The 26308-nt window shown below is 53.9% G+C and carries 15 protein-coding genes and 3 pseudogenes; 15 read left to right on the forward strand and 3 right to left on the reverse strand.

Annotated elements, in window-relative coordinates:
• Positions 1-21: 21 nt before the first annotated feature.
• The 9 genes and pseudogenes from deoC to B5E62_RS01395 all read left to right on the forward strand — a co-directional run bounded on the left by deoC (position 22) and on the right by B5E62_RS01395 (position 10025).
• On the forward strand, positions 22-672 hold the full coding sequence (gene deoC, locus B5E62_RS01350) for a deoxyribose-phosphate aldolase (RefSeq protein ID WP_087172951.1): 651 nt from the start codon (positions 22-24) through the stop codon (positions 670-672).
• A gap of 459 nt (positions 673-1131) precedes the next feature.
• Positions 1132-1473: a TIGR04076 family protein gene (locus B5E62_RS01355; RefSeq protein WP_087172952.1), complete on the forward strand. Its 342-nt coding sequence runs from the start codon at positions 1132-1134 to the stop codon at positions 1471-1473.
• Positions 1474-1500: 27 nt separating this feature from the next.
• Positions 1501-2550: an aldo/keto reductase gene (locus B5E62_RS01360; protein WP_087172953.1), complete on the forward strand. Its 1050-nt coding sequence runs from the start codon at positions 1501-1503 to the stop codon at positions 2548-2550.
• A 19-nt stretch (positions 2551-2569) separates the two neighbouring features.
• Entirely contained in the window at positions 2570-4066 is a 1497-nt protein-coding gene (locus B5E62_RS01365; RefSeq protein WP_087172954.1) for a Na+/H+ antiporter NhaC family protein, read from the forward strand.
• 437 nt (positions 4067-4503) lie between these two features.
• Complete coding sequence (locus B5E62_RS01375; RefSeq protein ID WP_087172956.1) at positions 4504-5037, forward strand: helix-turn-helix domain-containing protein; 534 nt, start codon at positions 4504-4506, stop codon at positions 5035-5037.
• 27 nt (positions 5038-5064) lie between these two features.
• Positions 5065-6144, forward strand: a pseudogene (locus B5E62_RS01380) (ABC transporter ATP-binding protein); the annotation flags it as partial.
• A gap of 498 nt (positions 6145-6642) precedes the next feature.
• Positions 6643-7485 carry an ABC transporter permease gene (locus B5E62_RS01385; protein ID WP_087172958.1) on the forward strand — a complete coding sequence of 281 codons (843 nt, stop codon included), beginning with the start codon at positions 6643-6645 and terminating at the stop codon, positions 7483-7485.
• Positions 7482-9377 (forward strand): extracellular solute-binding protein, encoded by a 1896-nt coding sequence (locus tag B5E62_RS01390; RefSeq protein WP_087172959.1) that lies wholly within the window; start codon positions 7482-7484, stop codon positions 9375-9377. Before B5E62_RS01385 ends, B5E62_RS01390 begins: the two co-directional genes overlap by 4 nt.
• A 30-nt stretch (positions 9378-9407) precedes the next feature.
• A complete protein-coding gene (locus tag B5E62_RS01395) occupies positions 9408-10025 on the forward strand; it encodes a flavodoxin family protein (RefSeq protein WP_087173035.1) in 618 nt (205 codons plus the stop codon).
• Positions 10026-11108: 1083 nt separating this feature from the next.
• Here the strand turns inward: B5E62_RS01395 and B5E62_RS17610 are convergent.
• Positions 11109-11435: pseudogene (locus tag B5E62_RS17610) on the reverse strand (VWA domain-containing protein); the annotation flags it as partial.
• A 188-nt stretch (positions 11436-11623) separates the two neighbouring features.
• On the opposite strand from B5E62_RS17610, the gene B5E62_RS01405 reads away from it, so the two are divergent.
• The 6 genes from B5E62_RS01405 to B5E62_RS01430 all read left to right on the forward strand — a co-directional run bounded on the left by B5E62_RS01405 (position 11624) and on the right by B5E62_RS01430 (position 24409).
• Positions 11624-12964: a replication-associated recombination protein A gene (locus B5E62_RS01405; RefSeq protein WP_087172961.1), complete on the forward strand. Its 1341-nt coding sequence runs from the start codon at positions 11624-11626 to the stop codon at positions 12962-12964.
• Between the two features lie 68 nt (positions 12965-13032).
• On the forward strand, positions 13033-13908 hold the full coding sequence (locus B5E62_RS01410; protein ID WP_087172962.1) for a YitT family protein: 876 nt from the start codon (positions 13033-13035) through the stop codon (positions 13906-13908).
• A 208-nt stretch (positions 13909-14116) separates the two neighbouring features.
• Positions 14117-18094 carry an EAL domain-containing protein gene (locus B5E62_RS01415; RefSeq protein ID WP_087172963.1) on the forward strand — a complete coding sequence of 1326 codons (3978 nt, stop codon included), beginning with the start codon at positions 14117-14119 and terminating at the stop codon, positions 18092-18094.
• Positions 18095-18114: 20 nt separating this feature from the next.
• The gene (locus B5E62_RS01420; protein ID WP_162610240.1) at positions 18115-20640 is read left to right on the forward strand and encodes a chemotaxis protein CheB; all 2526 of its coding nucleotides are present in this window, start codon (positions 18115-18117) and stop codon (positions 20638-20640) included.
• Between the two features lie 95 nt (positions 20641-20735).
• Positions 20736-22121: a diguanylate cyclase gene (locus B5E62_RS01425; protein ID WP_087172965.1), complete on the forward strand. Its 1386-nt coding sequence runs from the start codon at positions 20736-20738 to the stop codon at positions 22119-22121.
• 23 nt (positions 22122-22144) lie between these two features.
• Positions 22145-24409 carry a bifunctional diguanylate cyclase/phosphodiesterase gene (locus tag B5E62_RS01430; RefSeq protein ID WP_087172966.1) on the forward strand — a complete coding sequence of 755 codons (2265 nt, stop codon included), beginning with the start codon at positions 22145-22147 and terminating at the stop codon, positions 24407-24409.
• A gap of 85 nt (positions 24410-24494) precedes the next feature.
• Here B5E62_RS01430 and B5E62_RS01435 read toward each other — a convergent pair.
• Together B5E62_RS01435 and B5E62_RS01440 are read right to left on the reverse strand one after the other, a co-directional pair.
• Positions 24495-24827: pseudogene (locus B5E62_RS01435) on the reverse strand (AAA family ATPase); the annotation flags it as partial.
• Between the two features lie 132 nt (positions 24828-24959).
• Positions 24960-26306: a uracil-xanthine permease family protein gene (locus B5E62_RS01440; RefSeq protein WP_087172968.1), complete on the reverse strand. Its 1347-nt coding sequence runs from the start codon at positions 26304-26306 to the stop codon at positions 24960-24962.
• Between the last annotated feature and the right edge of the window lie 2 nt (positions 26307-26308).

Raw genomic sequence — 26308 nt, forward strand, 5'->3', positions numbered from 1 at the left:
AAAGAGAGGACAAAAAAGAGAATGGATAGACTGGAAATATTAAAGTATGTAGACCACACGCTGCTGGCCCAGGACGCCACCTGGGAGGACATCCGGCAGATACTGGACGACGCTGTCGCCTACGGGACAGCCTCCGCCTGCATCCCGGCGGCCTATGTAAGGCGGGCGGCGGATTACGTGGATGGGAGGCTCCCCATCTGTACAGTGATCGGCTTCCCCAACGGATACAGCACCGCGCAGACAAAGGTATATGAGACCCGGGACGCTGTCGCCAATGGAGCGTCGGAGATTGACATGGTGATCCATGTGGGAGCTCTTAAAGACAAGCGATACGATGAGATCGAGGAGGAGATACGCAGGGTTCACGAGGCCTGCCAGGGAAGGGCCCTGAAGGTCATCATCGAGACATGCCTTCTTGCGGAGGAGGAGAAGATCGCCATGTGCGGCATCGTCACAAGAGCCGGGGCGGAGTACATCAAGACATCCACCGGATTTTCCAGCGGCGGAGCCACCTTTGCGGATGTGGAGCTGCTGAAAAGGCATGTGGGAGAAGGGGTGAAGGTCAAGGCAGCCGGAGGCATCCGCTCCTTTGAGGATGCGGAGCGGTTCCTTGAGCTGGGGGCTGACCGGCTGGGAACAAGCAGGCTGGTGAAGTTGATGAAGAGCAGTTGAGAAAACAATTTCAAAAAACAATTGATAAAAAAACAAATTGACAGACAAGTATGTCCGGTGCTATACTTACTACCATAAACCGGAGACGGGGAAGTTGTATTGTCAAACGGTCTGCAGCGAATTCGGGATGGTGGAAGCCGAAGAGACGTCAGTGGCAGTAAGTGGGCCCCGGAGGGCGAAGTGAAAAGAAGAGGTCTGCATCTGAACAGTTTTTGCGGGCGGCTTCCCAGTAGCCGAGACGCAAGGCCAGCGTTAGAGGGCCAGGGATGTGATGGCATTCCGGCAGAGTGGGCATATCATATATGATTTGTCAAACAGGGTGGTACCGCAGGTTTTTACCTGTCCTTGAAGTGTTTTCAAGGACGGGTTTTTTTATTTTACAGGAAAGCCCTTCGGGCTCCACTGTTGCAGAAAATCTGTCAGCCGGGTGCACTAGGAAGACAGTCTGGAGGTGAGAAAATGGATGACAGCTTTATGCTCTATGACCTGAAGGTGGAAGTGATCGGGTCAGAGAAGCCCATGGTGTGCAGCCATAAGGAAGGAGATCATTTTCTGGTGATAGGAGAAAATCTTGTCTTTCCGGAAAACAATTCCTTTTCAATGTACGCCCTGAGCGCGCTGCTCCCCCTGCTGCCTGCGAAGCAGCGGGTGCTGGATCAGAACGACTGGATGCTCTCGGACAGCGTCATTGCCTGTCCGGACCCGAACTGCGGGGCGAGATTTAAGATCACCCGCATCGGGAAGAGAAAATTCAGTCACGGCGAGTGTACAGTGGAACCTCTGTACAGAGGGGAAGATTAAAGGACTCAAAAAAGGAGAAGACAGACTATGACAGAGAAGATCGAACTTACAGACGGCTATAAGATAAACAGAGTGATCAACGGGTGCTGGCAGCTCTCTGAGGGGCACACCATCAAGAATGATCTGGATTTTGGCGATGTGATGCGGGCCTTCCACATGCTTGCCGAGAGAGGATTTACCACCTTTGACTGCGGCGACATCTACACAGGGGTGGAGGAGTTCCTGGGGAAATTCGTGCTGGAGCTGAAAAACGGCAGCGGCGTCTCCCCGGCAGACATCCAGATACACACGAAATACGTACCGGACCTGGATATGCTGGACAAAGTGGATTTCCAGTACACGGAAAAGATCATTGACAGGAGCCTTAAGAGGCTGAACAGGGATGTACTGGACATGGTGCAGTTCCACTGGTGGGATTACGATGTGCCGGGATGCGTGGAGACAGCCGGATATCTGTGCAGGCTGAAAGAGAAGGGGAAGATCCGCAACATCAGCGTCACCAATTTCGACACGGCTCATCTGGCAGAGCTGGTGGATGCGGGGATTCCTGTGGTCACAAGCCAGACCCAGTACTCTGTGTTCGACAGAAGGCCGGAGAAAGGATATCTGGATTACCTGAAGCAGCATCACATCCCCATGCTCTGCTACGGAACCCTGTCCGGCGGATTTCTGGCGGAGAGATGGATCGGGAAGAAGATGGAGGAGCCGGAGACAAGGTCCCAGGTGAAATACATGCAGGTCATCGAGGACTCCCTCGGCTGGGACGGGTATCAGCAGCTTCTCCTCATACTGAAGGACATCGCTGATAAATACGGCGTAGGTATCTCCCAGGTGGCATCCCGGTATATCCTGAGCCAGGAGGGCGTGGGAGCCGCCATCATCGGCGTCAGGAACAGCCGCCACGTGGAGGCTAATATGGGGATATTCTCCTTTGAGCTCTCTGAGGAAGATATAGAGAGGATACGGAGCTTCCTTAAGCAGTACCCCACAGTGGAGGGCGAGCCCTTCCAACAGGAGAGGACCGTGGGGTCCAAGTACAGGAGCATCATGTGGATGAACCTGAGTGAGGAAGAGTAAAAAGGAAGGAGGTATTTTTATGGAGCAGCAGAAGAACACGCAGACAAAAGAAAGACTGGAATTTCGCGGCGGATGGGCCATGGCTTTTCTTCCGGTTGCGATCTTTCTCTTTTTCTGCATCCTCTATTTTGTCGTCTTTAAGGCATTTGAGATGTATGCGCTGGCCATGGGAGCCTTTGTGGGGCTTCTCGCGGGGGCCATGTTTGTGAAAAAAGGACAGTATGACCGTTTCTGGGAGGCTGTCTATGAGGGGGCCAAAGAGGCGGTGCCCATCGGTATCCTCCTTCTCATCATCGGCATGTTTGCATCCATGATAAAGGCGGCTGATATCTCCTCCGGCTTTGTATGGCTGGCAGATTATTTCCATGTGAGCGGCGGGCTCTTTACGGCATTTACCTTTTTTGCTGTCTGCGTCATAGCCACTGCCACCGGCTCCTCTCTGGGGACCATGTTTACCTGCTTCCCCATCTTTTATCCGGCAGGCATCCTGCTGGGGAGCAATGCGCCGGTGCTGGCCGGGGCCATCGTGGGCGGCGCTATCTTCGGAGACAATCTGGCGCCCATCTCGGACACCACCATCATCTCAGCCGGGACCCAGGAGTACAGGAACCGGCCGGGAACGGCGGATGTAGGAGGATGCGTGTCCACCCGCCTGAAATATTCCCTTGTAGCTGCGACCTTTTCCTTTGTCCTGTTCTGGGTGTCCGGCGGAGGCGGGACCGCAGGGGCAGGAGGAGAGGAGATACTGGCAGGAAACAGGAACCCGGCTACCCTGATCATGCTCATACCTGTGGCAGTCATGCTGGTGCTTGCGGTGAAGACAAGGAACATCTACAAAGCCATCACAGCCGGCATCCTCCTGGGAACAGCGATCGGCCTGGGGTCCAGGCTCCTCACGTTTGCTGATGTGATCTCTATCCAGGACGGCGTTCCCGCAGGATTTCTGACAGACGGCATCAGCGGCATGATGGCCACGGTGGTGCTGGTGCTCTCCGTGTACGGCATCATGGGTGTGCTCACTGCGGCAGGCGTTCTGGACCGTATCGCGGAGGCAATCCTGTCGAGCCGCCTCGGAAAGAGCGCGAGGGGAGCGGAGGTGGCCATGATGCTTGGCATCTCCGTCACCACCCTTATCTTCGGCGGGGTGACAAGCGCCTCCATGGCGACTTTTGGAAAGATACAAAATGAGATCGGCAGGCGGGCCGGGCTCCATCCCTACCGCCGGGCCAACCTGCTGGACGGCTTCGCCAACGCCATTGTGCTGAATGTTCCCTTCCTCAGCGTGTTTGTATTTATAGGCACCTCCCTGACAGAGGGCTACGACATGGCAGCGCCCCTCACTGTTACACAGGTGGGAGGCAGCATGTTCTACAGCATGATGCTGTTCCTTGTCCTCCTCTTTTCTGTCATCACTGGATGGGGCAGAGATTATGAGGGGGAGAACGGCGAGCCTGTGAGGGGGAAGAAAGAGAGGAAAGAGAAGGCGGCCGGAAGGAAGAGCGTGCTGGAAGCTTAAGAAAGGAAAATGGCTGGACAGCGACAATTAGCCGATAACCAGCCTGTGGTTTAAGCCGCCACAAAAACGGAATAGAAAACCCCGGAGGTCTGGCACACCTCCGGGGTTTTCGTTTTGCGTGTTCCTCTTGGAATATTTGTATCTTTTAGCCTAATGGCATTATAGTATATGCTTTCTGAGAATGCAATATACATATTGGAAGAGTATACATATGTGATATCTGATCTTGCTACATCTAAATCTACCGTATCCCCGTCAGAGTTGATGAGGGTACGCCCCGCCAGGTCAGGCAGATGGGAAAAATCCTTCACAGAGAGCAGACAGAAAAGATAAAAATTCGTCAAAACCTATTGCATTTCCGACAGACCTATGTATAATAGAGAAGGTTCATTAATTTTTAACGAAAAGTATAGTATTAGAAAACAGGAGGCGCACAGGTGGATATTGGAAAAAAATTGAAAGAACTTCGTCTGCAGAACGACCTGACTCTGGGAGACCTGGCATCCAGGAGCGAGCTGACAAAGGGATTCCTGTCCCAGGTGGAGCGAAATCTTACTACTCCCAGCATCGCCACCCTGGAGGATATCCTGGAAGCCCTGGGCAGCAGTCTGTCTGAATTTTTCCGGGAGGAGGAGGAAAAGCAGATCGTCTTCCCGACAGAGGATTTCTTTGTGGATGAGCAGGAGGACTGCACCATCGAGTGGATCGTCCCCAATGCCCAGAAGAACCAGATGGAGCCTATTATCCTGACGCTGCACCCGCGCAAAAAGAGCCAGGTCATGTCCGCCTACCAGGGGCAGGAATTCGGATATGTGCTCAAGGGAAGCGTGACCATTGTACAGGGAGGCAAGAAGTACAGGGTGAAGGCAAAGGAGACCTTTTACCTGGACGGGACCACAAGCCATTATCTGTACAACCATGGCAGCAGTGATGCCAGAGTGCTCTGGATCACCACGCCGCCCATGTTTTAGCAAGTTCTTACAGGAAGGAGAAGTGAGATGGAAGAGAAAAAACTGATAGAGTTCCGCAATATTGTAAAGAATTTTGACGGACAGATCGTTCTGAAGGGGATCAACCTTGATATATACGAAAATGAATTTGTCACCCTGCTGGGGCCCAGCGGATGCGGAAAGACTACCCTGCTGCGGATCCTGGGAGGATTTCTGGATGCGGACGAGGGTTCTGTCATCTTTGACGGGGAGGAGATAAGCAAAAAGCCGCCCTACGAGAGGGAGCTGAACACCGTGTTCCAGAAATACGCCCTTTTCCCCCATCTGAGTGTGTATGAAAATATCGCCTTTGGGCTGAAGATCAAGAAGATGAGCAAGGACGTCATCGACCAGAAGGTGATGAAGATGTTGAAGCTCATCGGCCTGGAGGGCTTTGAGGACAAGAATACCACCCTTCTGTCCGGCGGGCAGCAGCAGAGGGTGGCCATCGCCAGGGCCCTTGTAAACGAGCCCAAGGTCCTGCTTCTTGACGAGCCACTGGCAGCCCTGGACTTAAAGCTCCGAAAGGAGATGCAGTACGAGCTGAAAAGGATCCAGCAGGAGGTGGGGATCACCTTCATCTTTGTTACCCACGACCAGGAGGAGGCCCTGACCATGTCTGACAAGATCGTGGTCATGAAGAACGGAGAGATCCAGCAGGTGGGCAGTCCCCAGGATATCTACAACGAGCCTGCCAACCGTTTTGTGGCCAACTTTATCGGGGAGAGTAACATCATCCCGGCAGTCATGCCGGAGGACTACAAGGTGCGCTTTGACGACATCACCTTTGACTGTGTGGATTTTGGCTTCAAGGAGAACGAGCCGGTGGACGTGGTCATCCGTCCCGAGGATATCGACATCGTGGATGTGAAGGACGGCAAGATGACAGGCGAGGTGTTGAGCGTGCTCTTCAAGGGAGTCCACTATGAGATCATGGTGGAGACCGTGCCCGGTACCAGTGTGACAGTCAACATGCGCGTCATAAGGAACCAGGATGTAAAGAGCGAGGACGGCAAGGAGATGATCAGCGCAAACGACTTCTATGTGGATATCGACGATGTGGAGGGACTGGACGACAAGGAGATCATCGCCCTGTCCAACGCCCAGGCCTGGGACCCGGAGACGGACGAGTACATTTCCATCGCAAAGGTGGAGTACAGCCTGGAGAAGGAGGAAGGAAAATATCCGGTCACCTTCACCACATCAGGCGGCACCAGCATCGAGAAGACCATCTACGTGGTGGACCAGCCCTTTGTCAAGAACGAGAAGGCAAACGAGGGCGTCATGGCCTTCAACTTCTTCAAGACTGTGGATGAGATCACAGAGTCCCAGGCTCTGGACACGGACCTGAAGACCTGGGCCGGCGCCCAGGGCTGGAAGCTGAGCAACGAGGACGAGTCTGTGGACCTCAGCGTAGACTACGATTTCGAGCCGGAGAACGTGAAGGAGGGCGTTTACCAGATCACCTTCTCCACCACAGGCCGGGAGTTCAAGATACACACCACAGACTACACCCAGGAGGGACAGGAGGTGGGACTCACCTTCTTCCCGGAGGATATCCACGTTATGTCCAGGGAGGTATTTTAGATGAAAAGATTTTCAACACTGGCAGTGCCCTACATTGTGTGGGCCGCGCTGATGCTGGTGCTCCCCATGGCGCTGATCGCCATGTACTCCTTCATGGAGCCGGGAAACAGCATCATATCTTTTTCTTTTACACTGGAACACTATGTGAAGTTCTTCACGGATCCGGATTTCCTCCTGATCCTGTGGCGCTCCCTTGTGATCGCTGTGAAGACCACCATCATCTGCCTGATCCTGGGCTATCCTGTGGCGTACTTTATCGCCAGGAGCCGGGAGAAGGTGCAGAACATACTGATCCTGTGCATTACCATTCCCATGTGGATCAATATGCTGGTGAGGACCTACGCCTGGATCGGACTTCTCAGCGAGGGGGGCATCATCCAGCGGATACTGGGCCTCTTCGGCTTCGGGGATGTGGAGCTTCTCTACACGGAAGGATCCGTGCTCCTTGGCATGGTCTACAATTTTCTGCCTTTTATGATCCTGCAGATCCAGACGTCCCTGTCCAAGATGGACTACTCCCTTCTGGAGGCCAGCGCGGACCTGGGAGCCAGCCCGGTGCAGACCTTCAGGAGGGTGACATTCCCGCTGTCCCTGCCGGGCGTCATCAACGGCATCACCCTGGTGTTCCTGCCGGCGGTCAGCTCCTTCTTTATCCCGAAGCTGCTGGGCGGCGGACAGTATTTCCTCATCGGAAATATGATCGAGAACCAGTTTATCACCGTCGGTGAGTGGAACTTCGGAAGCGCTATCTCCATGATCATGGCCGTGATCATGATGCTGCTCATGATGGCGGTGCGCAAGATTGAGATACACAACCAGGGAGGAAAGGGGGAGAGAGCATGAAAAAGAACAGGCGTCCTTTCGGGAAGATCCTGATGATCCTGGCGATTGCATTTTTCTATCTTCCCATCCTCTACATGATCGTCTTCTCCTTCAATGAGGGGAAATCGCTGACCAGCTTTACAGGCTTTTCCCTGCGCTGGTATCAGCACATGATGGAATCCAGCGATATGATGACGGCCCTCTACACCACCTTCAGCGTGGCCATCATTGCCACGCTTGTCTCCACGGTGGTGGGCACAGTGGCGGCCATCGGACTTTCCAGCTCAAGGAAGATCGTGCGAAATATCATGGAGCAGGTGAACAACCTGCCCATGATGAACCCGGAGATCGTGACAGCCATCGGTTTTATGCTCCTCTTTATCACCTTTAATGTGGAGAAGGGCTACATGACCATGCTGCTGGCCCACATCGCCTTCTGTATCCCCTATGTCATGCTGTCCGTTATGCCAAAGATCCGGTCTCTGGACCCGAACCTGGCGGATGCGGCCATGGACCTGGGGGCTACCCCATTCAGGGCTCTGACAAAGGTCATCGTGCCCCAGATCACCCCGGGCATCCTTTCCGGCGCCCTCATCGCCTTTACCATGTCTGTGGATGATTTTATCATCTCCTACTTTGTGACCGGCCGGGGCGTGAAGAACCTGAGCATTGTGGTCTACACCATGAGCAAGCGGGTCAATCCAAGCATCAATGCCGTGTCCACCCTTGTGGTGGTGATCATCACCATCGTGCTCATCGTCATCAACGTGGCCCCCGTCCTGGCGGCCAGGAGGAGCAGGAAGGCGGAGCTGGGAAGGCGCAGGAGGTTTGTTCCGGCTGTGGCCGTGTGCTGCGCCCTTGTGATCGGCCTCTTTGCCTTCCGCGCAGGAGGGGGAGCCGGCGGGGACCGGCCCTTTGAGGGACAGACCCTCCACATCTACAACTGGGGAGAGTACACCGGCGAGAATATCATCGGCGATTTTGAGGAGGAGACCGGAGCCACGGTGGTCATGGAGAACTTTGACTCCAATGAGCAGATGTACATCAAGGTGGCAAACGGAGAGTCCTACGATATCCTTGTCCCCAGCGACTACATGATCCAGCGCCTGATACAGGAGGACTACCTGCAGAAGCTGGACAAATCCAAGCTGGACTGCTTTGACAAGCTCTCCGATGAGGTGCTGGGGCTGCCCTATGATCCGAACAATGACTACTCTGTCCCCTATTTCTGGGGTACGGTGGGAATCGTGTACGATAAGACAAAGGTGGATATCGAGGACCTGGAACAGGAGGGATATAACATCTTCCTGGACGAGAAGTACAAGGGAGATGTGTACCTGTACGACTCAGAGAGGGACTCCTTCATGATGGCCCTCAAGGCTCTGGGCTACTCCATGAACACGGAGAACGAGGCGGAGCTGCAGGAGGCCTATGACTGGCTGGTGCAGTGCGTGGAGACCATGGACACGGAGATCGTCACAGATGAGATCATCGACAACATGGCACAGGGAAGGAAGGCACTTGGGCTGATCTACTCCGGAGACGCCACCTATGTCATGGCGGAAAATGAGGACATGGGCTACTACATGCCGGAGACCGGCACAAACCTCTGGTCCGACGCCATGGTCATCCCGAAGAACGCGAAAAATCCGGATCTGGCCCACGCGTTCATCAACTTTGCCAGCGACTACGACGGCGCCTACGACAACTCCAGCTACGTGGGCTACACCTCCGCCAACCAGGAGGTCATGGAGGTGCTGTCCGGGGAGGGCGGCGACTACGAGGGCATCAACGCCTACATCCCCAGAGCGGACAATGAAAACGATGAGGTGTTTGTCTACAACGAGAGCACAAAGAAGATCATCAGCGACCTGTGGAGCCGTGTGAAGATCGCGGCCAGCAACGCGGATTAGCATATGTGGAAAGCGGAGGAAGAGAAGAATATGAAGGTTTTAATGATCAACGGAAGTCCTCACGCCAAGGGCAACACGGCTGCTGCCCTGGAGGAGATGAAGAAGGTATTTGACGCAGAAGGGATGGAGGCGGAGATCATCCATATCGGAAACAAGGATATAAGAGGCTGCATCGCCTGCCGCTCCTGCCACAACACAGGAAAATGTGTCTTTGACGACTTTGTCAATGAGACGGCGGCGAAATTCGAGGCGTGCGACGGCCTTGTGGTGGGAAGCCCGGTGTACTACGCTTCCGCCAACGCCACTCTCATCGCCTTCCTGGACCGTCTGTTCTACAGCACGCATTTTGACAAGACCATGAAGGTGGGAGCCAGCGTGGTGGTGGCAAGACGGGGAGGCCTGTCCGCCACCTTTGACGAGCTGAACAAATATTTTACTATCTGCGGCATGCCGGTGGCCTCCAGCCAGTACTGGAACAGCGTCCACGGCCAGATGCCCGGGGAGGCGCTGGAAGATGCAGAGGGACTGCAGACCATGCGGACCCTGGCCAGGAACATGTCCTTCCTCATGAAGAGCATTGCCCTGGGCAAAAAAGAGTACGGGCTGCCGGAGAAGGAAGAGGGACTGCACACCAATTTTGTGCGGTGACAGATTTCCTGCGGCAGCAGAACAGAAGAACTGTATAGGAATAGAAAACGCCCGGGAGAGGAGAGCGCCTTTCCCGGGCGTTCCTTATGCCTTCCAGGCATTGGAAGGTATGAAGAGCAGGTATTCGACAGGGAAAAGGCAAGGAGGCTATAATGGAGGGCGGGGTGAAATGCTTTGAAACAATTTCTGATGAAGATAACAGAACCAAAGGCCGGCCTTCCGGAAGAGCGAAAGCTTTTCTCCAACCGGGACCTGAAGATACTGATCCTGCCCCTTTTTCTGGAGCAGCTCCTGGAGGTGCTGGTGGGGGTGGCAGACACCTTCATGGTGAGCTACGCCGGTGAGGCGGCGGTCTCCGGCGTCTCTCTTGTCAACATGTTCAACACGGTATTCATCTTCCTCTTTTCGGCCCTGGCTGCAGAGGGAGTCGGGGCAGCCTCCGGAGACGTTCAGATCCTCCGGCAGGACGAATCTGACACACTTGACTGTCACGTCCCGGCAGGTGGGAGCGTAGTGGGCGGGAATCGTGATGGCCTTCATGCCCCGTGGGTGTTCCTGACCGTTCGTGTCTGTCTCGGTCAGGATGATGCCGAGGGCCACCCGCTTTCCGGGGCAGACATTTTTGACAGTCACATCCAGCTGGAGGATGCGCCCCTGGGACTCCAGCCAGGTATCTCCCAGGTCCACGGTCAGGGAGTCCTGACAGCTCTCGAAGGCAATGTCTGCCGGCTCGGGACAGGGCTCCGGGTCCACGATGATGCCGCAGCTCACCTCCACGGACGGGTCCGGGAAGGTGACCGCATTCTGCTCTGTGTCCTCGTAGGTGATGGACTGGTTCACCAGCTTTGTTCCGGCGCTCAGTGCTGTGTGCCGGATATAGAATTCAAGGGAAGCCCCCTCGTTTCCCGCTACCACCAGGGCCGGGATCTCCCAGCGCAGGGAAGTCTGGCTGAGCACTGTGGCGGTTCCCTTGGTGGGAAGGCCGACGCTCACAATGGTAAAGTCCGGGTTGACCGTCTCGTTGATGACGATGCTGGTGGCGCCGGGCCTGGAAATGTTGGCGGCCAGGTCGGCAAAAAGGTCCTCCAGATCCGCGTCATCTGGGGTGACAGCCACGTGGGAGGCGTCCGGGTCAGTGGCCCAGTCATTGAGGACGCTGACGTCGATCCCGTCCGCGCCGATGAGGCCGATGCAGTAGATGATGACTCCCGCGGTCCTGGCGGCAGCGGCCACAGGGGCAGGCGGGGCCCCGGCCGTGGTCTTGCCGTCTGTGAACATGACGATCACCTTGGCGTTCGCGGACAGAGGGTCAAAGAGCGACACCGCCGAGAGGGCCAGAGTGACCTTCAGTGTGCCGTCACAGTCGATCTGTGACAGATTGATCTCTTTGTTGGAATTTGTGATACCCATAGTTGTTCTCCGTTTCTTGTGATGTTGGAAAATCCTCTTCTCTACATCATATGTGCCGGGATGGAGAAAGTGCGCATTTTGTCGAAGGAGAATAAGTCACTGTTGAAATGCGAACACATGTTTGATATGATGTGTATAGAGAAGCATCCAAAAAGACAGATGAGAAGATCGGGGTGACAGTTTGTAATATGGAACAGATGACATTGTTTGACCAGAGGGAGGAGATGACGCCTCTGGCCAACCGGCTGCGGCCGGATACGCTGGCTGATTTTGTGGGACAGGAGCACCTGCTGGGACCGGGGAAGATGCTCCGGCAGATCATAGAGAGGGACCAGATCTCCTCCATGATATTCTGGGGCCCTCCGGGTGTGGGAAAGACGACCCTGGCCAGTATCATAGCCGGACGGACCAATGCGGAGTTCATCAATTTCAGCGCAGTCACCAGCGGAATAAAGGAGATACGCTCGGTGATGGAGGCGGCGGAGATGAGCCGCAGGGCAGGCAGGAGGACCCTTCTCTTTGTGGATGAGATCCACAGGTTCAACAAGGCCCAGCAGGACGCCTTCCTCCCCTATGTGGAGAAGGGCAGCATCATCCTCATAGGGGCCACCACGGAAAACCCGTCCTTTGAGATCAACGCCGCTCTTCTATCCAGATGCCGGGTATTCGTGCTGAAGGCTTTGGAGGAGAAGGACCTGCTGCGGCTCCTTGAAAACGCCCTGAAAAGCCCCAGGGGCTTTGGCGGGCAGAACGTGCAGATCACGACCGGACAGCTCCGGGCCATCGCCGCCTTTGCCGGGGGCGACGCCAGGACGGCGCTGAACACCCTGGAGATGGCGGTATTAAACGGAGAGATAAGAAAGGACGGCATCCTGGTCACCCGGGAGGGGATGGAGCAGTGCATCAGCAGGAAGTCCCTCCTCTACGACAAGACAGGGGAGGAGCACTACAACCTGATCTCCGCCCTCCACAAGTCCATGCGCAACAGTGACCCGGACGCGGCCATTTACTGGATGTGCCGGATGCTGGAGGGAGGGGAAAATCCCCTGTACATTGCAAGGAGACTGATACGCTTTGCCAGCGAGGATGTGGGGATGGCGGACAGCCAGGCCCTGCAGGTGGCGGTAGCCGCCTACCAGTCCTGTCATTTCCTGGGAATGCCGGAGTGTGATGTGCACCTGACCCATGCGGCGGTGTATCTGGCCATGACACCCAAGTCCAACGCCCTCTATACAGCCTGCGAGGCCTGCAAGAGGGACGTGCGGACGGGGAGGGCGGAGCCGGTGCCCCTGCAGCTCCGCAATGCGCCCACATCCCTCATGAGGGAGCTGGATTACGGGAAGGGCTACGAGTACGCCCACGACAGAGAGGAGAAGCTGACTTCCATGGAGTGCTTCCCTGCGTCCATGAGGGGGACCACCTACTATCATCCCACCGGGGAGGGCCGGGAGAGGCAGGTGGCAGAAAGGCTGGAAAATATCAGGAAATGGAAAAGCGCCCATCTTGACAAAGAGAATGGTTCAGCATAACATGGAAGAAAGGTATATCATTACAGATGAGGAGGAAGGCAGGATGCGGGGGTCCTGTTCATAGCACCATGAGAAAATCACCGGTTTTTAAAGCGTTTCTTCTGATACTGGGCTGTCTGTGCTGCAGTATCTCTACCAACTGGATCATGATACCCAACGGCCTTGCTGCTCCCGGGATCACAGGTATTTCCATGACCATTGAACATTTCACGGGTATTAACTATGCGCTTATCTACTACGCCATCACCATTATCATCCTGGTCATCACCTGGCTGACCCTGGGAAAGAAGGATGCGTCCAACATTGTCATCCTTTCCATCTTATATCCCATGGTCCTGTGGGTGCTGAGCTTTGTGGACGTGCAGATCATCTTCGAGGAGAAGCTCATCGCCCTGGCGGCGTTCGGGGTCCTCTACGGCGTGGGCATCGGCATTCCCTACCGCATCGGATTTTCCTACGGCGGGGACGACACAGTGGCGAAGATACTGAAGAAGACCATATGGAAGTCCACAGAGCTGAAGAAGATCTACTCCTTTGAGGAGGTCATCATCCTTCTTTTCATGACCCTGGCCTTCAGCCTGGATCAGCTGGCCTACGCCTTCGCGGGGCAGCTCATCTATGTGAACAGCATGAACTACGTGGTGTTCAACCTGGGGCCCAAGCTGTACGATGTGCAGATGATCGGAAAGAATATGGAGAAGATAGAGGATTTTGTCATCAATACCATCCACAAGAGCGTGACCATCTACCACGACGCCATGGGGGGCTACTCCAAGGAGCCCAAGGTGCAGATGAGCTGCGTGTGCAACTCCAGGGAGTATGTGCAGCTTCGGGAGTTCATCAAGGAGGGGAACTACGACTGCTTTATCAAGGTCATCCCCCTGATCCACGTGTTTGGGAACAACCGGGATTTCCACAGGCTGGATGACGAGAATATTGAATAAAGTATGAAAGCTAGTATGGGCCTTGCGGCCGGGAGGGATCCCGGCCTTTTCTATTGTTCATCCCGGGAGGAACAAAATGGTCTCTCCTGTCACAATTTTACATTGAAACTCCGCAGGATAAAACTTATAATGAGATAGAGGAATAGGAGCCTACGGGATAAAAAGACAGATTTTGTTCCCAAAGAAATGACAACAGGAGGAACCTGGGATGCGGGGGGAAGACAGGGCAATGGAGCTGCTGGACGGAGAGGCGGCCCAAAGGTATATTTCGCAGCATTTAAGGAGTATGGAGGAAAATGACAAGTGTGTCATTTTCCTGATTGATATAGACAATACTGCGGAAATCGTGGAACATTATGGAGAGAAAGAGAAGGAGTGCGTCACACAGCATATGGGCCATATGCTCTCCTCTGTGTTCAGGGCTTCAGATATTGTCAGTCAGGTTGGAAACGATGAATTTATTGTATTTCTCTCCGGCGATTTCACGGAGGAGGAAATTGTCAGGCAGGCGGAAGCGCTGTGTGAAAGCGTACAGTATAGGCCGGAGGAGGCTCCCAAGATCCGGGTGACGGCCTGCATAGGTGTGTATATTGCATACGGAAGGCGGATCAGCTTTGAAAGGCTGTTTGGGCAGGCGGCTGCCGCTCTCTATAAAGCGAAAAAGAGCGGGCGTGGAAGCTTCTATATCCTGACCAACCGGAAAGAGCTTCGGATACAGACCGGCGGATCGGAGGAGGATATTTCCGGGATCTCGGTAAACACTCTCATGGAATATATGGACAGTGGGATCGGACTGCTGGAGATAGGGACTGAGATCCGGCTCATCTATGCCAGCCACGGGCTGTATCAAATGCTGGGAAGGGACAGGGACTCCCTTCCGGTCCCCTGCGGCATCAGAGAGATCGGCATTCACCCGGATTATGAAGCTGACTATGAGGAGGCGCTTCGGGAAGGAGCAAAGAAGGAGGGAGCTACAGACCATATTCATCGGATCTGTGTCGATGGTGATAAATGGGTATGGCGCCATGTGAGGGCTGCGAGGGTGGCCTATCCCGGCAGAGAAAATCCGGTCATGCTGGAGCTGTCCACGGATATCTCGGAGCTGATAAGAACAGAGAGGCAGCTTCGGGTGAGCAATGAACGGCTGCGGGTAGCATTCCGGCAGACTCCCCATGTCCTGTGGGAGGTGGACATAGGAGGACGCACCTTTAATATCTATAATGTGGACGAGCAAAAATGCCAGCAGGATACAGTAGTGACAGATTTTCCACGCTTCTTTCTGGAGAGGAGGATCGTTCATCCCGATTCGGCGGAGGATTTCCGGAAATTTGCCGAGGAGATGATAAGTGGAAGAACGGCGGGGAAGGGGAATTTTATGATGCGGGACTCTGCCAGCCACAGCTATGGATGGGTTTCCATGTCCTACCGTATGACCTACGACGAAGAGGGCCGGCCGCTGAAGGCGGTGGGGGTCCAGGCAAAGCTTCCAGGGCTGGCGGGGATTGGCAGCAGCGTGATGAGACGGCGGCCGCTTCCGGAGATCGTCCGGCGGCATCTGCTGATACGCACAAAGGTAAACCTGACAAAGGACGCGGTTGAGGAAATCTGGCTTGGAGGGATTGACCAGACGGCGTGGACATGGGGGAAAACCTACTCACAGATTCTGGAAGTTGAAAAACGATATTTGTTTGCCCGGAAGGATGAAAGGAGTTTTCAGGAAAGGTTTTTGAGGGAGAAGCTGATCAGGGAGTATGAAAATGGTGTGCTCTGGTCTGCGGAGGAGTACAGGAATGTGGATGAGGCAGGGCATATCGGGTGGCTCAGAGCTGTCGTAAATCTGGTAAGGAATGTCAATACCGGCGATGTACACATGTATGCCTGTTATCTGGATTCACAGCTATGCCATGACCGGGAAAAGCTGGCGGGGGATGGGATCATGCGGGATCCTGTCACCGGGCTCTATGACATGAAGACAGTGAGAGAGATCGCAAAGGCACTCATTGAGAACAGCAGAGGGACGAAGTGCGCGCTTTCACTGATCCGCATCATGGGAGATGAGAGGAGCGACAGACTCCGACGCTTCATTGCGGTCGCCCTCACTATGGCGCTGGGAATGGACTGCGTGGTAGGACAGTACAGCCCGGAGATCATACTGGCTTTTATCCCGGACTCGTCTTCCAGGTTTGATGTCAAGCACAGAATTGAAGACGCCTTCGCTTATCTGCGGGTGGCCATGGCGGATATCCCTGAGATAAATGATCTGCGCTTTGTGGCAGGGACGGTGACCAGCCAGACAGACGAAGCGGATTATGACAGCATGCTGCTGAGAGCCGGCTTCCTGAGTGAACAGGGGAAATACATGGCGGTGGATACAGTATTCTTTCCCACAGAGGATGAAGAGTGGACGTGGGCAGGGCTGTACAGGGCAGAGTGGGAGAGGAGCATACCTGTGGATGAGGGAGAGCTTGAGAGGCCTCTCTCTGAAGGAGAGCAGGCGGAGGCCTTCCGCTGTGTGGCGGATATGCTGTCTGCAAGGTCTCTGGAGTCATCCCTGTCAGATGTGCTGCGCGATCTGGGCAGATTTTATGATGCAGACAGGACATACATTCTGAAGCTTTCCACAGACAGGCAGGCGGTGGATATGGTCTGGGAATGGACAGCTCCGGCAAAGCAGAGTATCCGCAGTGTTGTACAGGGTGCCCGGATGAGCAGGATCCCTTTGCTGCGGAGCTGCTGCAGCAGAAGGGCACCGGTCACGACAGACTGCCGGAGAGTGACATCTGACCGGGGAGATGGGCCGGAGAGATGGCATTTTATTACATATCCTCTTCAGCGAAGCGAGGAGATCAGCGGCTTTCTGTGCATTGAAAACGCACAGAGGCATATGGAGGATATGGCGCTCCTGCGGACGCTGGCACCTTATATCAGCGGAGAGGAGGATCGTTTTCACAATATGGCAGACAGCGTGCTGCGGGAGAAACAGGATGCGCTGACCAGGCTTCCGAATCTAAGCTCATATATGGAGGCGGTCTGCTCCATGGATTCTGGCTCATACAGCTCCATGGGAGTTCTGGCACTTGACATTCCCAACTATTCGTCGATCAACAGCAGCTATGGCTTTGAGTACGGAAAAAAGATGCTGGTCTATATAGCGGAAACACTGGCGAATGTATTTGGTAAGACATCCATTTTCAGGACCTGGGATGCTGAATTTGTCGTCCTGTTTCCCAACACGATCCAGGAGGTGTTCAACGGGCGATGCGCCAGACTTCGCACGATAATCCAGCGGAGATATCCCAGGCAGGTGCGCATAGGATGTGTGTGGGCTGAAGGAGTTTTTTCGGCAAGGCATATGGTGAAGGAAGCCCAGAGTATCATGCACAATGAAAACGTGAAGGAGCCTGTGACGGAGAGAGGCGGAGCCCTGGAGGGACTCCGGCATAAGGCAGAGGTGTCTCAGAAGGATTTTGTCCCCTATTTTCAGCCCAAGGTAGATATGCGTGACGGAAGCCTGACAGGGGCTGAGGCGCTGGTAAGGCGGATAGGGATCAATGGCAGCATTCTGCTGCCAGATGGCTTCATAGAAAAAATGGAGCAGGATGGCACAATCCGCAAGCTTGATCTGCTGATGCTGGAGCTGGTGCTGCGTCAGCTCAGCGAGTGGCGGGACAAAGGATATCCGCCGATCAGGGTATCCATCAATATATCGAGAGTGACCCTGTTCCACTCGACCACGTTTGCCTCTGTCCTGGCGATCCAGAGCCGGTATCCGGAGGTGCCCGCGGAGCAGATAGAACTGGAGATTACAGAGACGGCAGGTGACATTGAGAAGGCTACGCTGGCGGAGATCATTGAACGTTTTCGGCAGTGCGGCATCCGATTTGAACTGGATGATTTCGGATCCGGCTACGCCAATCTCTCTTTGCTGAGCAATGTCAGGTTCCATACAGTCAAGATGGACCGCACCTTGGTAAACGATATACCGGACAATGAGATCAGCAGCATGATGGCGGAGAACATCACGCAGATATGCAGAAATTTCGGAATGAAGTGCATAGCGGAGGGAGTGGAGACACAGCGGCAGGCCGAGGCCCTCCTGAGAGCGGGCTGTGTGTACGGACAGGGCTACTACTACGCGAAGCCGATGCCGGCCCGCATGTTTGAGAAAAAATATTTTGATGCATAATGCTGGTAAGGAGGATGTACATGACAAAGGTAAATCAAACAATGGAAACTACCAGAGAAGATCAGTCGCTCAAAAGTCCGCTGATTGTCGGGATCGGCGCATCTGCCGGCGGACTGGAGGCCCTGCAGCAGTTCTTTCAGCATATGCCTGGCAACAGCGGCCTGAGCTATGTGGTGATCCAGCATCTGTCGCCGGACTACAAAAGCCTGATGGCGGATATTTTGGGAAAACACACGGAGATGACGGTGAGGCAGGCCGAGGATGGGATGGAGATCCATCCGGATACAGTTTATCTGATCCCTCCAAAGAAAAATCTGTCTCTGCGGGATGACCGGCTGGTACTGTCGGACATCGTGCCGGGGCAGCTCAACCACCCCATCGATGTTTTTCTTATATCGCTGGCTCTGGAGAAGAGAGAACGTGCCATCGGGGTCATCCTGTCGGGAACCGGGACTGACGGCACAAGCGGGATCAAGGCTGTCAAGGAGCACGGGGGCCTGGTGATCGTGCAGAGGCCGGATACAGCAAAATTTGACGGGATGCCCAGAAGCGCCATCAATACGGGGCTGTCGGACTTTGTGCTGTCGCCGGAGGAAATCGTGGATGAGATCCTGAATTTTTCAAATTATCCCACACTGATTCGCCCCCAGGAGCAGGAGGTGCTGTTCTCGGATGATGAAATGTTTCCAAGGATCTATTCTGTCCTGAAGAAGGTCAGTGGGATTGATTTTACAAACTATAAGCGCACGACTGTGCTCCGCAGGATCGAGAGACGCATGGTGGTCACCCACAGTCCCAGTCTGGCGGAGTATGTGAAGCTGCTGGCCACGGAAGCGGATGAGGCTAATATCCTGGTAAAGGAGATCCTGATCGGCGTTACGAACTTCTTCCGTGATCCGGAATTTTTTGAGAAGCTAAAGCAGAATGTCGTTCACAATATTGTGGAGCGCACGGGGGAGAGAGAGCCGATCCGGATATGGAGTGCAGGCTGCTCCACAGGAGAGGAGGCCTATTCGATCGCTATTTTGTTCAGGGAGGTGCTTGAGGAGCTGAATGTCCAGAGAGATATTAAAATCTTTGCAACGGACGTGGACGCCAAGGCGATCGAACAGGCCGGGAAAGGAGTGTTCTCGGAGAGTATACTGGATGATGTGTCCAGTGAGCGTCTGGCCAGATTTTTCAGCAAAAAGAACGACCAGTATGTGATATCCAAGGAAATCCGGAGGATGATCATCTTTGCACCCCATAACATGCTCTCAGATCCTCCGTTTGGAAAGCTGGACCTGATAAGCTGCAGAAATGTTATGATCTACTTCCAGCCCGTGCTTCAGAGATCGCTGTTTGGCATCTTTCATTCGGCGCTGAAGAAGGGAGGCTATCTGTTCCTGGGGAAAAGCGAGACAGCGGGAGAATACACGAGCGTGTTTGTACCTGTCTGCAATGCGGAAAAGATATACATACACAGGGGGGAGGGAAAGGTGGATGAATTAACGCCGCCGTCATTCAATATACCGAATGTGCAGACTGTGTCACCAAGAAATATCAGTGTCTCAAACAGGAATGAGGGCGATTATACGCTGGAGAGCACATATGTACATTTTCTGGAGGATTTTCTCCCGGCCTCTGTTGTCCTGAATGAGGCCAACCAGGTGATCCATTTCTTTGGAAATTACCAGGACTTTTTGCGGATCGCACCGGGAAAGGCGACCTTTAACTTTTTCAGTATGATCCACAAGGATCTGAGCCTGGTGTCTTCCACTGCTCTGAACCGGTGCAGAGCAGAGCATATAACAGTAACCTACACGGGGATTGTCGTGGATTGTTCTGGGGGGAGACGGACGATCGATCTGACAGTCAGTCCGGTGCCGGGGCATCGGAACGAAGAGAGCGGGCTGGTGGCAGTTCTGTTCGTGGAGAACCGGAACGTGGAAACGGATGGAATTACTGAAAAATACGATGTGGATACCACGGCGGCCCGCAGGATCGCTGATCTGGAGCAGGAGCTGCACGAGTCCCGGAACGACCTGAAGTCCACCATTGGTGAACTGGAGACGGTGAACGAAGAGCTGCAGGCTGCCAACGAGGAGCTGCTGACAGCCAACGAGGAGCTCCAGAGCTCCAACGAAGAGCTTCAGTCTGTCAACGAGGAGCTGTACACGGTGAATACGGAATATCAGCAGAAGCTGGACGAGCTGACTATGCTGACAAATGATCTGTCCAATTTCCTGTCCTCCACCATGATCGGTATCCTGTTTGTGGACAGTAATCTGAATATCAGAAAGTTTACCGAGTATGTAGGGAGAGAGTTCCAGCTCATGGAGCATGACGTAGGGCGCTCCCTGCAGATATTTGCCCACAGCTTTCCTGAGGAGGATATAGTAAAGGACGCAAAGGAGGTCTCCAAAAATCTTGTACCCATTGACAGGGAGGTGACGGCCATGAACGGACGCTATTATACACTCCGCATCGCTCCCTACCGGACAACAGAGAACAGTATACGCGGGCTTGTTATCACGATCATTGACAGCCTCGGAGCACAGGACTGATCCTGCTATTGGAGACCTGAAGGGCGGATGCCTGCTGTACGACACAGAAAAAATGACAGACAGTCATCAGAACAGGTGTGAAGGAGAGATAGCGCATGAAAGATATTTTGACAGTCAAAGAGCTGCCGGCGTTTGAGAAGCCGGAGCTGTACCCGGTCCTGGATGAATTTTTTCGTTCCTACCTAGTGGAAAGAGATATTGAGAAGACGCTGGCGCTCGTAACAGAGGATGTGTACAGCATCGGGACCGGAGAGAATGAGGTTGCCGTGGGAAGGGAGAATCTGGAGGGCCTGCTAAGGATGGAGATTGAAGCAATGCCGGAGCCTATCGGCTATCAGATACTGGAGTACAGAGAGAAGCCTGAGGGGGAGGATGCGGGGACCTGCTTCTGCCAGGTCAGGACTACACCGGAGAAGGGACTTGGAGAGCTGATGTTTTATCAGACTCGTTTTTCCGCCTCCTTCCGGAGAGTGGAGGGCAGATGGCTGGCGAGTGCCATGCACATGTCGGAGGCCAGCAGGTCGCAGGAAAAAGAGGAGTTCTTCCCCCTGCGCTTCCTGTCCAGGCAGGCGGCCAGGTTCAACGAGCGAACCCAGAAGCTTCTCCTGGACATTATGTGTGGAATGATCCCCGGAGGTGTGATTGGCAGATACCTTGAGGAAGGCTTTCCGCTGTATGTTATCAACGATACAATGCTGGAAATGATGGGATATACTTATGAAGAGTTTGTGAATGCCGTGAACAGCAGAGTGGCCAATGCGATCTATGAGGAGGATGCGGACAGAGTTGCGGAGCTCATCCGCAGCAGGATGGAGACAGACGGTGAGTATGTCATGGAATACAGGATCAAAAAGAAAACGGGCGGCTACCTGTGGGTGCAGGATGTAGGGAGGAGGATTGTTACCGAGGACGGCAGGGAGGCAGTCATCAGCGTTCTTGTGGATATTTCGGAGGATGTCCAGAACCGGATCCGCCTTATGGAGGAGTCCTCCCGGGATTTCCTGACAGAGGTCTATAACCGGCGCGGCGGGGAAATACAGATTGCCGAGAGAATGAAAATCCCCATGCCTTACGCCTTCTTCATGATCGACCTGGACAATTTCAAAAAAGTCAATGATCTGTACAGCCACGAGGAGGGAGACCGGATGCTTCATTTTACCGGGAGGATACTCAAGCAGATCTTCCGACAGACAGACGTGGTGATACGCGTGGGAGGGGATGAATTTGCCGTGCTGGCTTATCCCTGTAAGGACATGCAGGCGATCAGGAGAAAGGCCGATGAGGTGATCCGCATGTACGGTGAGGAGGCAGAGAAAAAATATCCCTTGAGCGGCACCTCGGTGTCCATAGGCGGCATATATGGGAGCCGGCCGAGAAGCTTTCTGGAATTATACAAGATGGCAGATCAGGTCCTGTACAGGGTAAAAAAGAAAAAAGGGTACTGTGAAATCTGGGAAGCGGATCAGAAAAACGGCATGTAAAGCATCTGATACAGGAGAGAGACATGAATGAAAGGACTTTAAGAAAACGCCTGAACCGGATGACAGTTGTGGTCATTGCGGTGAGTATTATGATCATTGCAGGGGGAAGTGTAGTGTCCTTCCACCTGCGAGGTATACTGCAAAATGCGCTGACCAGACAGATGGAAAGTAATACTGAGCAGTACAAGATTAATATCCAGAGGCAGACCGAGGGGGATCTCCAGACACTGAACACGCTGGCCTGCTTCCTCCAGTTTGGGAAAATGGATACAAATGCATTTATGAGAGGGCTTCTCGCTTCAAAGCAATATACGGAATTTGACCGTATGGGATATTTTGATACCTCCGGGAGGGGGATTAATGTGACGGTGGACTCGATGATCGAAGACGAGCTTTCACTGGAAGACATGGATGAAAATGTGCAGGCTGTGGTGAAGGACGCATGGTGTGGAGAGAATGGGATCTCTAAAATATATCATCCACGGGGCACAGAGAAAAATGTGTTTGCCTATGCGGTCCCGGTATATTCGGGGGAGGAGATTGCGGGGGCTCTTGTTGCCGGAGTGGGTGCGGAGACCTTTGAGGAGCTCCTGCAGGACAGGACAATCCTGAAAGGACAGGGATATATCCATTTGATTTCAGATAATGGCACAATCCTCGTGCGCTCAGAGGACGGAGTGGTCGAGGAGAAAACAGAGAATATTTATGAGGGGGACTATATAGCGCCACAGGAGCAGGAGCGAATCAGGAAGGCTATGGCTGCGGGAGAAGCCTGCGCATCAGAATTTACGTACAGAGACATGACCTATCAGATCCTTTTGGAGCCGCTTGAGATAAATGGATGGTATCTGTTCAGCGTACAGATGGCACAGAGCGTGAACAGCAGCATCTATCAGTTTATGACAAGCATGAGGAGTCTGACCGTGGCTGTTCTGCTGGCTCTCCTGCTGTTCATTTTCTATGGCTACCGGCAGATATACCGGAGTAACCACAGACTGATCCGAAGTGCCTGGTATGACCCTGTGACAGGCGCCTGCAATATTGCGAGGTTCGAGCAGGATGCCTCGGAGGTCATCGAAGGAACTCAGGAATACAGTCTGATAGCCATGAATGTGCGCCAGTTCAAGTTCTTCAATGAGATTTTTGGCAGCCGGAAAGGGGACCAGCTGCTGTGCCGCATTAAAGAAGCAATAGAGTCTCATATAAAGGACGGAGAATATTTCTGCCGGAGCACAGATGACTTGTTCTACATCCTCCTCCGGGATACGGACAGGAAAGTGATACGTGGAAGACTGGAAGAGATGACGGCCGAGATAAGCGGGTACGTAGTGAACAATAACGGCAGCTATCAGATCATGCTTTACTGTGGTGGGGTGATCGGAACAGATGTAAAGGATGAGGAGCCCTCTGTGCAGAAAAGTATGACTCATGTGAAATTTGCTTTAAATACTGCCAGACAGTCATTAAAGAAGAGCATATGGTTTTACGACACCAGACTCCACGAGGACGAGATACTGGAAAACTACGTGGAGAGCCACATGGCGACAGCCCTGGAAAGGGAAGAGTTCCACATGTATCTTCAGCCCAAGGTGGATCTGGGCACGGGAAAGGTCTGTGGTGCGGAGGCGCTGGTGAGATGGATCCCGGAGGATGGGAAGATGATCTATCCCGGCCAGTTCATTCCCGTATTTGAGAGCAATGGATTCTGCGCCGAGCTGGACATGTATATGGTAGAGAAGGTATGTGCGCAGATCCGGTCCTGGATCGACCAGGGCAAGAAGCCGCTGCCCCTGTCTGTCAATCAGTCAAAGCTTCTGTTTTATGAGGCGGATTATATTGACAAGCTGAAGGCGCTTCTGGAAAAGTACCGAGTTCCGGCCAGCCTCATTACGCTGGAGATACTGGAGGGGCTGGCTATGGAGAATATCGAGGAGCTGAACGAGAGGATCGCCAGGCTGACCAGGATGGGCTTCCGGATTTCCATGGACGATTTTGGAAGTGGATATTCCTCTCTCAACACGCTGGCCAGCCTGAAGATAAACGAGCTGAAGATAGATCGTGAATTTCTGCTGCGGCTGCAGAATCCGAAGGAGGATTACAGGCGTCAGCTTATCATCATGAATAAGGTGGTGGAGCTGACGAAGGATCTGCAGATACAGACCGTGGTAGAGGGGGTGGAGACAGAGGAGGATGAAGGACTGGTGCGGGAGATGGGCTGTGTTCAGGGCCAGGGATACTACTACAGCAGGCCCGTGAGTGCGGAGAAATTCTCGGAGATCTATGTGTGAGAGGAGAAAACGCAGGACAGGAAAAGAGTGAACGTACGTCATTCCGAATATGGAGATCCTTCTTCCCTGACAGCAGCTGTCGCTCTCAGCTCTGACCAAGAGCGCGGGCTGCCTTTATAACTGTATCCTGGATAAAATCCTCCCCCATCCGGGTGTCCAGGAAGAGGTGATAGTTGGGGGCGGAGCCCCAGGGGCGCCGGGTGTAGTAGTGGTAGTACTCTGCCCGGTGCTGGTCTGTCTGACGGATTTTCTGGCGCGCCTTCTCCTCATTCAGTCCCTCCCGTGTCATGACACGGCCAAGCCGGTAGGAGAGAGGCGCCTGGAGGAAAACACGCAGACAGGCCGGATCGTCCCGGAGTATGTAGTCGGCGCAGCGGCCGGTGATGACGCAGTTCCCCTTGCGGACCAGCTCCCGTGTGGATCGTAAAGAGGCAGAAAAAGCAGCCCCTCATAGAGCAGCTCAGATTGGTGGAGTAGAGGCGCGGAAAATATAGTTTTGGGAAGATAAAAAAGAGGATGCCGATGGGGCATCCTCTTTTGCTATATGGCTTTATTGAGCGGATTTTTCTTCCCTTGGCAGTATGATGTTCAGAAGAATAGCCATCAGTGTGGCAACCACTACCGGTGAGCTTCCAAATACAGTCGTTACCCACTCCGGGAAAGCTGCCAGGGAGCCGGAAGCCTGGGTGATCCCCATGCCCAGCGCAACGGACAGTCCCACAATGGACGTGTTGCGGAAGTTCATCTCTTCCTGGAAGATCAGCTTGATACCCGTCATGGCGATGGAGGCGAACACGGAGATGGTGGCGCCGCCCAGCACGCACTGTGGGATGGTGGTCAGAAGTCCGGAGAACTTCGGCACAAAGCCGGCGATCATCAGAATGATGGCTGCCAGTCCCAGCACGCACCGGTTGATGACTTTGGTGGTGGTGACGATACCTACGTTCTGGCTGTAAGTGGCTGTGGGAAGTCCTCCGAAGAACGCGCACAGGATGTTGCTGATTCCGTACATGACAATGCCGCCCTGGAGTTCCTTGTTCTCCGGCATGCGGTTCATACTTCCGGATGTGGTGGCGGAGAAATCTCCGATGGCCTGGATGGAGTTGATGGCAAAGAGAAGACCGATAGCCACACAGGCAGAGGGCTCAAAGCTCATGGAAAAATGCATGGGCTGGGGAAGCTGGAACCATCCGGCGGACTGTACACCCGACAGATCCACAAGGCCGAAAGGAATGGCAAGGATGTAGCCGGCTATAATACCGATCAGGATGGAGGCCAGTTTCAGAAAGCCTTTCGCGAAGTGATTCAGCCCTGTCACGACAGCCAGCGTAAAGAAGGCTACCAGCCAGTTCTGCCAGGAACCGTAAGTCTCGCTGGATGTTCCGCCGGCCATGTAGTTGACAGCTGTGGGGTAAAGAGACAGACCGATGGTGAAGACCACAGTTCCTGTCACAAGGGGCGGGAACAGGACGCGGATCTTTCGGATAAAAAGACCAACGATAATGGCAATGACGCCGCCCACTACCTGGGCGCCCAGAATGGTGGCAATGTCGTACGTGCCTGCGATGGCCTGCATGCTTGGCACATAGGCAAAGCTGATACCCATGATGACAGGCAGAGCGCTTCCAAGTTGAAAGTTCCCGAATTTAATAAAGGGGAAGAGCTGCAGAAGCGTGCTGATGGCGGAGCAGAACAGTGCAGCCTGTATGAGGATGACGCGGTCGCTGTCGCTGATCCCGGCCACTCCTGCGATAATGATGGACGGAGTGACGCAGCCCACGATCATGGCGACTACGTGCTGCAGTGCCAGGGGAAGAGCCTGTCCGAACGCCGGAACACCGCTCAGCTCAAAGACAGACGCATTTTTTTTGCTGACAGATGAATTTGAAGCAGACATAA

It is taken from the genome of Lachnoclostridium sp. An118, from assembly GCF_002160985.1.
Taxonomy (GTDB): Bacteria; Bacillota; Clostridia; order Lachnospirales; family Lachnospiraceae; genus Claveliimonas; species Claveliimonas stercoravium.

Coding starts and splice junctions, on each gene's coding strand:
- B5E62_RS01415 (WP_087172963.1), top strand. CDS start 14,117: ATGCGGGGGGAAGACAGGGCAATGGAGCTGCTGGACGGAGAGGCGGCC.
- B5E62_RS01390 (WP_087172959.1), top strand. CDS start 7,482: ATGAAAAAGAACAGGCGTCCTTTCGGGAAGATCCTGATGATCCTGGCG.
- B5E62_RS01420 (WP_162610240.1), top strand. CDS start 18,115: ATGACAAAGGTAAATCAAACAATGGAAACTACCAGAGAAGATCAGTCG.
- B5E62_RS01395 (WP_087173035.1), top strand. CDS start 9,408: ATGAAGGTTTTAATGATCAACGGAAGTCCTCACGCCAAGGGCAACACG.
- B5E62_RS01385 (WP_087172958.1), top strand. CDS start 6,643: ATGAAAAGATTTTCAACACTGGCAGTGCCCTACATTGTGTGGGCCGCG.
- B5E62_RS01440 (WP_087172968.1), bottom strand. CDS start 26,306: ATGTCTGCTTCAAATTCATCTGTCAGCAAAAAAAATGCGTCTGTCTTT.
- B5E62_RS01430 (WP_087172966.1), top strand. CDS start 22,145: ATGAATGAAAGGACTTTAAGAAAACGCCTGAACCGGATGACAGTTGTG.
- B5E62_RS01360 (WP_087172953.1), top strand. CDS start 1,501: ATGACAGAGAAGATCGAACTTACAGACGGCTATAAGATAAACAGAGTG.
- B5E62_RS01410 (WP_087172962.1), top strand. CDS start 13,033: ATGAGAAAATCACCGGTTTTTAAAGCGTTTCTTCTGATACTGGGCTGT.
- B5E62_RS01355 (WP_087172952.1), top strand. CDS start 1,132: ATGGATGACAGCTTTATGCTCTATGACCTGAAGGTGGAAGTGATCGGG.
- B5E62_RS01425 (WP_087172965.1), top strand. CDS start 20,736: ATGAAAGATATTTTGACAGTCAAAGAGCTGCCGGCGTTTGAGAAGCCG.
- B5E62_RS01405 (WP_087172961.1), top strand. CDS start 11,624: ATGGAACAGATGACATTGTTTGACCAGAGGGAGGAGATGACGCCTCTG.
- B5E62_RS01365 (WP_087172954.1), top strand. CDS start 2,570: ATGGAGCAGCAGAAGAACACGCAGACAAAAGAAAGACTGGAATTTCGC.
- deoC (WP_087172951.1), top strand. CDS start 22: ATGGATAGACTGGAAATATTAAAGTATGTAGACCACACGCTGCTGGCC.